Origin of the sequence: Rhodovulum sp. HP10 (assembly GCF_047553435.1) — a bacterium.
Classification (GTDB): Bacteria; Pseudomonadota; Alphaproteobacteria; order Rhodobacterales; family Rhodobacteraceae; genus Rhodovulum.
Genome location: NZ_CP180201.1, coordinates 2,429,977 through 2,443,497, shown reverse-complemented (window position 1 = coordinate 2,443,497; position 13,521 = coordinate 2,429,977). Strand labels below are relative to the sequence as shown.

Annotated in this window: 6 protein-coding genes; all 6 read right to left on the bottom strand. The window is 71.3% G+C overall.

From position 1 onward, the window contains the following. Positions 1–5: 5 nt before the first annotated feature. Positions 6–1,535, bottom strand: coding sequence for a type IVB secretion system protein IcmH/DotU (gene icmH, locus ACK8CO_RS11405; RefSeq protein ID WP_414896699.1), 1,530 nt, complete (start codon positions 1,533–1,535; stop codon positions 6–8). Continuing rightward, positions 1,535–2,866 carry a type VI secretion system baseplate subunit TssK gene (tssK, locus tag ACK8CO_RS11400; protein ID WP_080618237.1) on the bottom strand — a complete coding sequence of 444 codons (1,332 nt, stop codon included), beginning with the start codon at positions 2,864–2,866 and terminating at the stop codon, positions 1,535–1,537. Before tssK ends, icmH begins: the two co-directional genes overlap by 1 nt. 89 nt (positions 2,867–2,955) lie before the next feature. Continuing rightward, positions 2,956–11,193 (bottom strand): hypothetical protein, encoded by an 8,238-nt coding sequence (locus ACK8CO_RS11395; RefSeq protein ID WP_414896698.1) that lies wholly within the window; start codon positions 11,191–11,193, stop codon positions 2,956–2,958. A gap of 250 nt (positions 11,194–11,443) precedes the next feature. Continuing rightward, on the bottom strand, positions 11,444–12,652 hold the full coding sequence (locus ACK8CO_RS11390; protein ID WP_414896697.1) for a hypothetical protein: 1,209 nt from the start codon (positions 12,650–12,652) through the stop codon (positions 11,444–11,446). Beyond that, positions 12,649–13,056 (bottom strand): ExbD/TolR family protein, encoded by a 408-nt coding sequence (locus tag ACK8CO_RS11385; protein WP_414896696.1) that lies wholly within the window; start codon positions 13,054–13,056, stop codon positions 12,649–12,651. The genes ACK8CO_RS11390 and ACK8CO_RS11385 overlap by 4 nt, the downstream gene beginning before the upstream one ends. A gap of 4 nt (positions 13,057–13,060) precedes the next feature. Further along, positions 13,061–13,519 carry an ExbD/TolR family protein gene (locus tag ACK8CO_RS11380; RefSeq protein WP_080618233.1) on the bottom strand — a complete coding sequence of 153 codons (459 nt, stop codon included), beginning with the start codon at positions 13,517–13,519 and terminating at the stop codon, positions 13,061–13,063. Positions 13,520–13,521 lie beyond the last annotated feature (2 nt).

The following is a 13,521-nucleotide window of genomic DNA, read 5'->3' as shown; positions in this document are numbered from 1 at the left end:
CCCGCTCAGTCCTCCCGCGGTATCATGATCTCGACGCGCCGGTTCATCGCCCGGCCGCCAGGCGTGTCGTTTCCGGCAACCGGATCGGTCGCGCCCTTGCCCTCGGCACTCAGCCGTGCCGGATCGGCGACCAGACCGCCCAGCCGTTCGGCCACCGTCTCGGCCCGGGCCAGCGACAGATCCTGGTTGCTGCGGAACCGGCCGCGGCCCGACATCGGCACGCTGTCGGTATGACCGACCACCCGCACCGGGCCGTCCTCGCCATCGAGCATCGCCGCGATCTCGGCCAGCAGCGGCCCGGACCCGTCCTCGAGCTCGGCCGAGCCGGTGGCGAAGCGCAGCGCCTCGCGCAGCCGCACCAGCACCCAGTCATTGACCTGATCGACCTCGACCCGGCCCGCCTCGAGCGGTTCGGCCAGCGCGGTGCGGATCCGGTCCATCTGCGTCGTCTCGGGCGCCCGATAGGGCGCGATCACCGGCTCGGTCCGCTCGATCGCGATCTCGGGCTGTCCGGCATGCAGCGCCAGGATGTCGTCGCGCACCGTCGCCCCCTGCCGGGTCAGAAGCGTCGAAAGCGTCGCGAACAGCGCCACCAGCATCGCCACGGCAATGGCCGCGATCACCCAGAGCGGGGTCTGCCCGCCGCGCCTGCGCGCATCCAGCGGCACCGGCGTCCAGTGCGGCGAGACATCGTCATCGGGCCGCGGCGAGATCCGGCGCAGGGTCTCGTAGATGGCGCTGCGGATGCGCGCCAGCTCGGCCGCGCCCGAGGGCATCGCCCGGTACTGGCCCTCGAAGCCCAGCGACAGGCAGACCAGCATCAGTTCGAGCAGGTGATAGCGCTGCCCGGGCGCCTTCATCGCCTCGTCCATCTTGCGGAAGAAGCCGATCCCCGACGAGCGCTCGCCGAAGAACCGCGCCACCATCGAATATTGCAGCCACATCGCCCGGTCAGCGCCGGGCAGGTTCTGCACGATGTCGTCGGCGGTGGCCGAGAGCGCATATTTGGCGTCCCGCACCTCCGAGGCGGCCAGCCCCGCGGCCAGGCAGCGCCGCTCGATATCGTCGATCTCGCGGGTGACATGGTCGATCAGCGGTTCGGCCTGCATCTCGACCAGCCCGGTCCGGAGCCGTCCCAGCAGGATCAGAAGCTGGGTCGCCTCGGCCAGAAGCGGGTTCGAGGCGGCCCCGCGGCCGGCATCGGCCGCCCGCAGCGCATCGTCGAGCGCGATCCGCGCCTGGACCGGGCGCGGCGCGGCCTCGGGGCGGCGGATCTCGGGGAAGATCCCGGCCGCCGCGCTGCGCTGGCCGGTGCCCGGCTGGTAGAAGGGATGCGGCCCCGGCCCCCCCGAGGCGGGCGGCACACCGGTCCCGGGCGGCGAACCGAAGGCGGTGCGCTCGGCCCCGGGCGGGGTCTGCGGATAGACATTCCAGCCCGAGCCCGGCGGATAGGTCAGTGGATGGGGCGGCAGCGGCGGCGGCGGCAGCGGCTGCCCGAACACGGTCTTGTCGTCATCGTCGTCGCTGTCTGCCATCACGCCCCCTCAGGCACCGCCCAGAGTTCAAGCTTGAGATCGGGCCAGTTGCCCGCGAAATGCATCCCGATCGCGGGCGCGCTGGAAAACTCGCTCCAGAGTGGCGTCGAGCGGTCGAGCAGGAAATAGACATTGGTCGAGACCACCCGGATCTGCCGCGGCGGGTTGGGCAGATGCACCAGCCCGATGCCGGGAAGGTTGTTGTTGATGATGGTCTTCATCTGGGTCGAGGGCCCGACCTTGCAGAGCTGCGGGAACTGCTGCTGGACCTCGGCCAGAGGCAGGCCCGAGCTGACCTCCAGCACGAAGGTCGCCTGGGCGAAGAGGTTCCGGTCGTTGATCAGCGCGGCATAGGAATTGGCGCGCACCTCCTGCAGGGGCAGCCGCACCGCCCGGCCCACGTCGCGCGCCAGCAGCCGCTGGATATCGGCCACCACCGGCGGAAAGCTCGCCTTGGGATCGTCGTGGCGATAGGCCTCGTAGGCCGGGGCGCGGCGCTCGCCCTGATCGAAGGTCGCAAGCTCGCCCGCCAGCGAGACCAGCTTTTCATACAGCCGTTCGGGATGGACGCTGGCCATGGATTTCAGGTGCCGGAGCACCGGCAGCTCGCGGTTCAGAAGCATCAGCATCAGATAGTCGCCCGCCTGCATGCCGCCACCCGAGGACGGATCGGCCGCATAGCGCGCCAGCGTGTCGAGCTTCGATTCGATCCAGCCGATCACCCGGCCCAGATAGCCGTCATAGGCCGGATGCACCGCAAGCCGCAGCGCGGTCGGCGGCACCCGGTCGTCGAGCGTGACGATGCCGTCGCGCAGATCGAGCACCCGGCCGAGCCTGAGGCACTGATAGCCCGGGCGGGGGGTCTTGCGCAGCGCCAGCTCGAGCCGCGGATGGGCCACTTCCAGCACCTGTTCCGAGCGCGCGGCAGCGGCATTGTCGGCCACCGTCTCGCGGCCCAGCACATAGCGCGTGGCGGCATCGGCGGCCGCGGGCGCGACCTCCTGGCCGTCGACCGGCGCATCGGGCAGGGTCAGCCAGAGATCGAGCCCGGCCCCGTCCTCGGGCACATCGACCGCGACCGGAAGGGGCGAGGCGCCGGGCGCCTCGAAGGCGGTGCCGTCGGGCATCGTCCCCACCGCCGCCAACAGCCCGATCCGGCCCTGCTGCAACATGTCGCGGTCGAAGCGCAGCTCGGCCAGGCCCCAAGGATAGGGCGACAGCGCGGCCACCTGCGCGCGGATCAGATGTTCGAGATGACGGTCGGCCTGCTGCAGGTGATGCGGCTGCAGGAACAGACCCTCTTTCCAGGCGACCTTGCTGAAACGGGACATGGCTCGAAAAGCTTCCTATCTCTTTGTCGTGTGTCTCGGGCAGGCGCCCGCGAAGGCCCGCGCCCCGGCCCGGGGCGCGGGCGCGCGTGCTAGAACTGGAACCGCATCTGCGCGGTCACGCCCCAGCCTTCCAGATCATCGCCGAACCGGCTGTCGACCCGCACCGAGGCGTCCATCTGCCGGGCCGCCCCGGCCTGACCCTTGCCGAAGACGCGGGTATAGTTGAAGCCCGCGCTGAGCTCGCCATAGTTACCGAGCCCGTCATTCTCAGACAAGAGCGGAGCCCCGAGCGGCGCGCCGCTTGCATCGAGCTCGTAATACTTCGCCACCGAGCGGTCGGAAAAGTCGTGATAGGCGGTGGCGGTGGCGAACCCGTTCAGCACCGCCACCCCCGAGGGCAGAACCCGGCTGCGCGACAGCGTCAGCGAGGCGAAGCCGATCTCGTTGGTGATCGGGTCGAATTTCAGCACCCCGTCATCGCTGTCATCGGCCGGGTCGTTGCTGAAATAGAGATCGTCCGACCGGGTGCGGCTGATCGAGAAGCCAAGCGACGGGATCAGGCTGAAGCCGCTGTCCTCGCCCAGCGGGAAGGCATAGCCCATCGTGCCCGAAACCGTGTGCCCGGTGCTTTCATAGCTCTGGTCGTCGACCCCCAGCCGCTCGCCATAGGCGCCCGAGGCCACCCGGTTCTCCAGATCGAAATCGGTCTGGTTCACGGTGACCTGCAGATCGGCGAAGAACCGGCCCTTCGAGGCCCCGACATAGGCCCCGCCATAGAGCTGCTGGAAGTCGGTATGGTTGCGGCTGGTCTGGATGCCCTGGTTGACGGTGCCGGTATCGGGATCGAACAGATAGACCGGCTGCTTGATCGACCCGTCATTGAGCCCGAAAATGGTGCCGAAGCTGAGGTTCCAGCCATCCTCGCCGCCGTCGAAACAGCTGTAGTCGAGCCCGGCCTGCACCCCGCCATAGCTGGCATCGATCTCGGTCGAGAAACTGCCCAGAGCGGTATGCGAATTGCCGCTGGCGGTGGCCTTCCCGCCCATCGCCCGGCCCCAGCTGCCCCAGCCGCAGGGCGAGCCTTCGGTCGAGGCCAGCCCCGAGACATAGGGGCTGGTCGGCCGGTTCACCACCGAGCCGATCAGCGACTGGGTCAGGGCCAGCCCGCTGGACAGGCCGCCAAGTGCCGGGTTCGCCCCCGAGATCAGCCCCCAGCCGTCGCCCGCGTCATTGCGGTCGAGCCGGTAGAGGATGCTGCCGCTGCCGGGCAACCCGGTGGAGCGGACCGACAGCCCGCCATCCGAGCCGTAAGACAGCAGGTCGAGCCGGTCCCGGATCTGACCGTAATCGCCCGCGGTCAGGTCGTTGAAGGCCAGCACCACGCTGCCGCTTGCGACCCCGGCGATATAGATCGCATCGGCGCTCTGGGCACCATCGGTCAGGTCGATATCCATCGCGATGGTGCCGTTCAGCTCGGCGTCGCCCGTCACGTCGAGACGGTCGCCGGTCGTGCCGTCGGCAAGGCTCAGCACCGCGCCATCCGACAGGGTCAGATCGCCGTCGATGGTCGCGCTGCCCGAGGCCCGCAGCTGGCCATACGAGACCAGATCGCTTGCCAGCCGGCTGCCATCGGCCAGCGTGACGCTGCCATAGCTCGTCAGCAGATCGCCGGTGACGGTGGCATTCTCGCCAAGGCTCAGCTGGGCGCCGGTCGCGCTCGCGCGGCCCGGGCTGCCCAAATCGAAGCTGCCGCCGAAATCGAGACTGCCCGCCACCAGATAGGACCCGAGCCCCGAGATGGCGCCGGTGATCGCGGCGGTATCGTCTGCCGCCACCGTGAGGGTGCCGTCATTTGCGAGCGTGCCGTCGATGGTGCCGCCAAGCGCGATCTCGCCGTCATTGTCCACCGCTCCGGTGACGGTGCCGTCGATATCGGCCTGCGCGCCTTCGGCATTGACCAGATCCGCTTCCAGACGGCCCTCCGCGCTCACGTTCAGCTGGCCGCCGTCGCGGTTCCGGAAGGTTCCGCCCTGAAGCGTGCCGGCGCCGATGGTGGCGCTGCCGTCATTCACCGCCGCGGTGCCATCGGCCAGCGTCAGCCGGCCCGATTGCAGGTCGAACCTGCCGCCATCCGCGATCCCGAGACCGCCGCCGAGCGCCAGATCGCCCGTCACCCGCGCCTCCGAGCCGCTGCCCGCGGTCAGCGCCCCGTCGATCCGGCCCGAAACCGAGGCCAGCGCCCCGCCCGTCGCCGCCACATCGCCCGAGACCGTGCCCGAGGACAGGAAGCTCCCGCCCGAGGCCGCCACCGAGCCGCCGATCGTGCCGCTGTTGTCGGTCCGGCCGCCCGTCACCGTCACATCGCCGGTGATCGTGCCGCGGTTGTCGGCCTGGCCCGCGCTGCTCAGCGAGGCCAGCCGCCCCGCCGTCTCGAGCCGCCCCGCGCTGCCGACCGTGGTCTGCCCCGCGACCGAGCCATCCGCCCCGATCCCGAGCCGGCCGCCGGTCACATCCGCCCGGCCGCCGACCGCGACATCGACATCCGCCGCGCCGCCAGAGACCGCGAGATCGCCCGAAAGCGCCCCGCCTTCCAGGCTGGCACTGCCGCCCGAGACCGTTAGGCCGGTCAGGCTGCCCGCCGTCACCGTCAGCGTCCCGTCCGACACCGTCACATCCTGCAGGCTGCCGCTGCTGCGCGCCGTCCCGCCGCTCACGCTCAGATCGCCCGAGATCGTCCCGGCATTCTCGAGCGTACCCGAGCTGCTGACATCGGCCGCGATCTCGGCGCCCGCATTGTTGGTCAGGCGGCCCGCCGAGGTCACGGTATCGGCCTCGAGCCGGCCGTCATTGGTCACGCTGCCGCTGGCCGAATTGTCGAGCGCGGCCAGCTTCAGCGTCGAGCCCACACCGATCGTCACCGATCCGGCATTCTCGAGCGTGGTCGCGGCGCCGATCATGCTGTCGCTCGCGCCGATCCCGAGGCTGCCGGTCGCGGTATTCTCCAGCACGTTCGGGGTCGCGCCGCCCAGCGTGATCACATCATCGCCGCCATCATCGGTGACGATCCGACCGGCATTCCGGATCGGCTCGTCGCCGCTCTGATCGCTGTCCGCGGCAATCGAGCCGCTGCCGGTGAACTCGATCAGCCCGCCCTCGCGGTTCTCGATCGCGCCGGCATCGGTCACGCTGGCGCCATCGCCCACGGTGATCGTCCCGCTATTGTCGAGCGTGTTGCCGGTGCCTTCCAGCGCCGCCCCCGCGCCCAGCCTCAGCGTGCCGGCATTCCCGATCCGCCCGGCCTCGAGCCGGCCGCCCGCACCGATCTCGACCGTGCCGCTGTTCGACACCTCACCGATCCCGGTGAAGGACAGGCCCGCGCCAAGCTCCAGGCTGCCGGCATTCTCGACATCATGGCCCGCCCCGTCGAGCGAGGCCACGATCCGCGTCCGCCCGCCAGTGTCGGTCCGGAGCGTGTCGTTCAGATCGTTCTGAAGGTCGAGTTCGCCCTTGTTCACCACCGTCCCGACGAAGTCGATATCGCCCGACATCGAGGCCCCGTCGCTGATCGTGATGGTCCCGGCCGTCACCGTCAGCGCCCCGTCCTCGGCCGCGATCCGGCCATTATTGGTGAAGCCGCCGCCATCGGTCAGGGTCAGCGCGGTCTCCGACCCGCCCCGGGTCTCGATGCGGCCATCATTGGTCACATCCCCCGCAACCGTGGTCGTGCCCGACAGCCGCAAGGTCCCCTCGCCGCTGCCCGTATCGCCCTCGATGGTCAGATCGTCGCCGAACTGCCCGCCCTCCGAGACCAGGACCCCGCCGCTGCCGACGGTGCTCTTGCCCTCGACCGAGCCGCTGTTGCTCGCCGTGCCCCCGCTGACATCGAGCGAACCGCCGATGCTGCCCGTATTGTCGAGCCGACCGCCCCCGACCGAGACATTCCCCGAAAGCCGCCCCTCATTCGAGAGCGACCCGCCCTCGACAGAAACAGCGCCGCCAATGGTCCCGCTATTGCCGACCGCGCCATCGGCAAGCTGCAACCCGCCGCTGACGCTGCCGCTGTTGTCATAGCGCCCGCCGGTGACCGAGACCCCGCCCGAGACCGTCCCGGCCGTCCCGGCGCTGCCGCCGGAGACCGCAAGCCCGCCCGAAAGCGTGCTGCCCTCTCCCGCCTCGAGCCGCCCGCCCGTGACATCCACCGCTCCGGTGACGGTGCCGTCGATATCGGCCTGCGCGCCTTCGGCATTGACCAGATCCGCTTCCAGACGACCCTCCGCGCTCACGTTCAGCTGGCCGCCGTCGCGGTTCCGGAAGGTTCCGCCCTGAAGCGTGCCGGCGCCGATGGTGGCGCTGCCGTCATTCACCGCCGCGGTGCCATCGGCCAGCGTCAGCCGGCCCGATTGCAGGTCGAACCTGCCGCCATCCGCGATCCCGAGACCGCCGCCGAGCGCCAGATCGCCCGTCACCCGCGCCTCCGAGCCGCTGCCCGCGGTCAGCGCCCCGTCGATCCGGCCCGAGACCGAGGCCAGCGCCCCGCCCGTCGCCGCCACATCGCCCGAGACCGTGCCCGAGGACAGGAAGCTCCCGCCCGAGGCCGCCACCGAGCCGCCGATCGTGCCGCTGTTGTCGGTCCGGCCGCCCGTCACCGTCACATCGCCGGTGATCGTGCCGCTGTTGTCGGCCTGGCCCGCGCTGCTCAGCGAGGCCAGCCGCCCCGCCGTCTCGAGCCGCCCCGCGCTGCCGACCGTGGTCTGCCCCGCGACCGAGCCATCCGCCCCGATCCCGAGCCGGCCGCCGGTCACATCCGCGCTGCCGCCGACCGCGACATCGACATCCGCCGCGCCGCCAGAGACCGCGAGATCGCCCGAAAGCGCCCCGCCTTCCAGGCTGGCACTGCCGCCCGAGACCGTCAGGCCGGTCAGGCTGCCCGCCGTCACCGTCAGCGTCCCGTCCGACACCGTCACATCCTGCAGGCTGCCGCTGCTGCGCGCCGTCCCGCCGCTCACGCTCAGATCGCCCGAGATCGTCCCGGCATTCTCGAGCGTACCCGAGCTGCTGACATCGGCCGCGATCTCGGCGCCCGCATTGTTGGTCAGGCGGCCCGCCGAGGTCACGGTATCGGCCTCCAGCCGGCCGTCATTGGTCACGCTGCCGCTGGCCGAATTGTCGAGCGCGGCCAGCTTCAGCGTCGAGCCCACGCCGATCGTCACCGATCCGGCATTCTCGAGCGTGGTCGCGGCGCCGATCATGCTGTCGCTCGCGCCGATCCCGAGGCTGCCGGTCGCGGTATTCTCCAGCACGTTCGGGGTCGCGCCGCCCAGCGTGATCACATCATCGCCGCCATCATCGGTGACGATCCGACCGGCATTCCGGATCGGCTCGTCGCCGCTCTGGTCGCTGTCCGCGGCAATCGAGCCGCTGCCGGTGAACTCGATCAGCCCGCCCTCGCGGTTCTCGATCGCGCCGGCATCGGTCACGCTGGCGCCATCGCCCACGGTGATCGTCCCGCTGTTGTCGAGCGTGTTGCCGGTGCCTTCCAGCGCCGCCCCCGCGCCCAGCCTCAGCGTGCCGGCATTCCCGATCCGCCCGGCCTCGAGCCGGCCGCCCGCGCCGATCTCGACCGTGCCGCTGTTCGACACCTCGCCGATCCCGGTGAAGGACAGGCCTTCGCCAAGCTCCAGGCTGCCGGCATTCTCGACATCATGGCCCGCCCCGTCGAGCGAGGCCACGATCCGCGTCCGCCCGCCAGTGTCGGTCCGGAGCGTGTCGTTCAGATCGTTCTGAAGGTCGAGCTCGCCCTTGTTCACCACCGTCCCGACGAAGTCGATATCGCCCGACATCGAGGCCCCGTCGCTGATCGTGATGGTCCCGGCCGTCACCGTCAGCGCCCCGTCCTCGGCCGCGATCCGGCCATTATTGGTGAAGCCGCCGCCTTCGGTCAGGGTCAGCGCGGTCTCCGATCCGCCCCGGGTCTCGATGCTGCCATCATTGGTCACATCCCCCGCAACCGTGGTCGTGCCCGACAGCCGCAAGGTCCCCGCGCCGCGGCCCGTGTCGCCCTCGATGGTCAGATCGTCGCCGAAGCGCCCGCCCTCCGAGACCAGCACCCCGCCGCTGCCGACCCGGCTCTTGCCCTCGACCGAGCCGCTGTTGGTCGCCGTGCCCCCGGTGACGTCGAGCGCGCCGCCGATGCTGCCCGTATTGTCGAGCCGACCGCCCCCGACCGAGACATCCCCCGAAAGCCGCCCCTCGTTCGAAAGCGACCCGCCCTCGACGGAAACCGCACCGCCAATGGTCCCGCTGTTGCCGAAGCTGCCCTCTTTCTGGGTCAGCGCGGCGATAGTGCCCGCATTCGAGCTGCCGGTCCCCGAATTGACCACCGCCCCGGCCTCGCCCTCCTCCAGCACGAAGCGCCCGGCCGAGGCGATCTCGATATCACCCAGCCTGCCGCCTCCGGCCAGGGTCAGGCTGCCGCCGGTGACCGAGGTGCCGCCGGTCAGGCTGTTGTCGCCGGTCAGCCGCACCGTGCCATCGGTCTCGAGCGACAGGCGGCCCGCCGCGCCATCGGCCAGCACGCCGCCGAAATCGGTGCCCTCGCCCAGGGAGAGGAGCGCATCGCCGCTGTCGGTCACGATCCTGCCCGACCCGGTCAAGGCCCGGATCCCGACATCGTACCCGGCGAGATCCAGTGCCGCCCCGGCGCCGAGCCGGGTGCCCTGCGCTGCGGCGAACATCCCCGCCGCGGCCTCCGAGCCGATCTCGAACCGGGCCAGATCGAAGCCGAGCGAGACGCCCTCTTCCAGCGTTACCGAGGCCATGTCGAGCCCGATCACGGCATCCTCGCCCTCGGCCGAGAAGCTCAGATCGCCCGCCAGCGCCATCGCACCGGTCAGGCTGAGGGTCGAGCCCGCAGCCGCACTGATCGCGCTTTCGCTGCCCGCCTCGGTCGTGACACTGCCGCCGAAGCCATGGGACAGATCGGCGACCAGCGTGCCGCCCGCCAGCGTGAGCGCATTGTCGTTCAGCGCCCCCCCGGCATCGGACAGGCCCAGCCGTCCGGCCTCGATCCGGAACCCGCCCCGATAATCCGAAAGCGGCCCCGACAGCGTGAAGTCGCCGCCGCCGGTCAGGGCCAGCAGGCTGTCGGAGCTTCCCTGAAGGCTGCCCCCGAAAGCCAGGGTCTCGGCCTCGGGCAGGGCGATATCGAGCCTGTTTCCGCCCAGATCGGCCGTGCCCGTGCCGCCAAGCCCGCCCACGGTCTCGTCGCCCGCCAGCGTCCAGAGCCCGCCGCTGCCCAGGGTCACGTTCTGTCCCGCGCTCAGCGCCGCGCCACTGGTCATGAGGCTGCCCCGGTCAACCGAGACATCGCCAAAACCGAGGCTGCCGCCCGCCGCCACCGTAAGCGCCCCGCCCGAGACGCGCGTGCCGCCCGCATAGCTGTTCGCCACGCCCAGCGTCAGATCGGCGCCGTCCCCGACCGTCAGCCCGCCCGAGCCCGAGATCGCAAGCCCGAAGCTAAAGGCCGGGCCGCCCGACACCGTCAGGCTGCCGCCCGCAAGCTCGAGCCCGCCGCGCGCGCCCTCGGCCGAAGCCAGCCCGCCCACGGTCTCGTCCTGCTCGATCCGCAGCACCGAGGCCGCGCGGCCGTCGATCCCGCCGGCAAGGGTCACGCTGCCGCCATCCGACAGCGCCGCGCCGCCGGTCGCGACCACCGTTCCCGCCTCGATCACGGTACCGCCGGTCTGGCTGTTGGTGCCCGACAGCGTGATCTCGCTGTCCCCGGCCGCCCGCAGCCGCAGCGCCCCGGCGCCCGAGATATCGCCCGCCAGCCCGGTATCGACATCGGCCTCGACCAGCAGATCGTCCTCCAGAACGAAGGCCAGCGTCTCGTCCATGAAACCGCCGCTGCCCGCGACGGTCAGGCGCGCCGCCGTCTCGGACGCACCGTCGGGCAGGGCAAAGGCCAGCGTGCCATTGGTCAGAACCGCATCGGAATTCCCGGTCAGCTCAAGCGCGCTCAGCGTGGCGCGCCCGGTCTCGAGATCGAGCGGCCCCGTCGCGGCCTCCTTCAGGACGACCCCGACCGGCACGCCGTCAAGGCCCGGCGCATCGCCCTCGATCGGGTTGTCCTCCGCATCGGCCCAGTTCTCGGGATCGGCCCAGATCCCCTCGTCGCCCTGGCCGCTCCAGTAAAGCGTGCCAGCCCCGGCCGCCGCCGCCCCCAGCGACAGCACGGCCGCCAATGCGGTGGTGCTGCGCAGGGCCTGCCTCAGAAAACGCCGAAATTGCGGCTGAAACGGCTGACTATCGCCCTCGACCCGGCTCAAGCCGGCCTTCGTTACAAATACCATAACAACCCCTTGGTGAACCGACCGAATTACAAATCCCTGGACCCTGTGGACCACCGCGACATTTTGCTCCGGTCTGGTCTTAATCGTTAAGGCGGCGGGGACAACCCATCGCCCGAATTTCATCTTTTTTATGACCTTATTTGCCTACAATATACTTTTGCGCGAGCCAACTGCGTCAAACTCAACGCAGTTAATCCCCCCTCTCCCGGCCCCTCGGCCCGGGCTTTCAACGCAGGTCGAATCCCACCAGCGCCAGCGCGGCAGCCCCCAGCGCGGCCCGGCGCCCCGGCGGAAAGACCTGATCGGCGCGCCGCCCGATCTGGGCGCGCAGCCCCGGCACCGGCCCGTCGCTCGCCACCGCCAGCAGCAATTGCGAGGTGTCGCGCGCGGGCCCGGCCAGCGTCACCGGCACCTCGAATTTCGCCCGGTTCCCGGCAAAGGACAGGAAGCGCTGCAGGTCCTGCACAACGCCGTTATTGTCGATCAGAAGCAACAAGACATAGCGCCCGCCGACCCCGCGCAGGCTGCCGGTCAGCCGCCCGCCCGACACGATCTCGGCCCGGTCGAGCCCCAGCCCCAGCCGCGTCGCGGGATAATCGGGACTGTCGCGCAGCAGCTCCAGAACCGGGCATTGCCGCGGATCGATCAGGCGCCGCCGTTCGGCGGTTCCGGCCAGATCGCCCGTCAGAAGCCGCCCGACATAGTCGGCCATGCCCGCCTCGGAGGCCGCGATCAGATCGACCCCGGCCCCGCCCTCGGCATCGCGCCGGGGCAAGGCCAGCAGGCAGTCCGGGGCCGGGGTCTCACGGATACGGCGAATCAGCGCCGCCGCCGCCAGATCGCGGGCGCGCGGCTCGGACGGACCGGCGGCCGGACGCTGCGCGATCCCCGTCGCGGATCCGGCGCCCGTCTCGACACCGCCACCGGTGCCATCGCCGGTCCCGACCGGGGTGAGTCGCTCGGGCGCGACCGTGACCGCCGCCGCTCCCGCGCGCGCCATCACCGGCGAGAGACGATTCGACGCCACCGGTTGCGGCAGGCGGCCCGCAAGCGGGGCCTCCGCTGAGGATGCGGCAGGCGGCGGGTCGGCCTGCGAGGAAGCGGGCGGCCTGCGCGCGGCGCGGGGCTCGGGACGGTCGTCGGGTCCGGTCGCGGGGCTCGGGCCTTCCCCGCTTTCAGGGTTCTCCTCGCCCGGCCCCAGCGCCGGATCGGCGGCATTGGCGCGGCCCTTGCTCAGCCGCAACCCGGCCAGCGTGTCGCTGTCCAGCCGCTCCAGCGTCACCTGAAACCGCGGCGCGGGCCGGACCGGCGCCACCGGCTCGCGCCCCAGCCAGACCGCAAGCGCCGCCCCCAGAACGCCATGCGCGGCCAGCGCGGCAAGCCCGGCCAGAGCCCAGCCCCGCCGGGGCTCGGGTCCATAGGGCAGATAGCTCATTGCCCCGCCCCGCCCGCGCGCACCGTCACCAGCACCACGTCGCGCCCCTCAAGCCCGGCCGAACCCAGCAGATGCAGCAATTGCCGCGCCGGAGCGCTGCGATCGATCAGCAGATGCACCCGCGAGGCCCCCGCCAGCGCCCCGGGCAGCCCGGCCAGCGTCACCGCCTGCCCGTCCAGCGCCAGCCGGCCATCGGGCGTCAGCTCCAGCAGCGGCCGGGGCAGCCGCGCCGGGTCGAAGGCGCGGGTCTCGGCCAGCCGCACCCCGGTCGGCGCATCGCGGTTCCAGAGCCCGCCGCTGACCAGAAAGAACAGGATCAGCAGCAGCACCAGATTGACGATGGCAATCGCCGTATCGGGCCCGCTCCGGCGTCGCCGCACCGGCAGGATCGTCCTTCCCCGCATAGGCTCAGCCCTCCCCGCCAAGGCCGAGCCGGACCTCGGTCAGCCCCGCCGCCCGCAGCCGGTCGAGCGCGGTGGTCAGATCCTGCACCCGCGCGCCCGGCCCCGCCAGCAGCACCACTGGCGGCACCGGATCGCGCGTCGCCAGCGCCCGCGCCAGCGTGCCGATCTCGTCGAAACCGAAGCGCTGGCCACCCGCGGTCAGGCTGCCCGGCCCGATCTGCCAGAGCCGGGTGCCCGCGGGCAGCACCGCCCCGGCCGCCTCGGCGCCCTCTCCCCCCGGCACCCGGGTCTCGGCCAGCCGGTTGCCCGCCGCCTGCGCCAGCGGCAAAAGCGCATAGGGCGTCAGCCCCGAGGACAGCATGAAGAAGATCAGAAGCTGGAACATGGTGTCGGCCAGCGCCGTCAGCGCAAAGCGCGGGCGCCGCGCCCTGCGGGGCCCCCCAAGCAGCGGTGGCCGCGCCATCG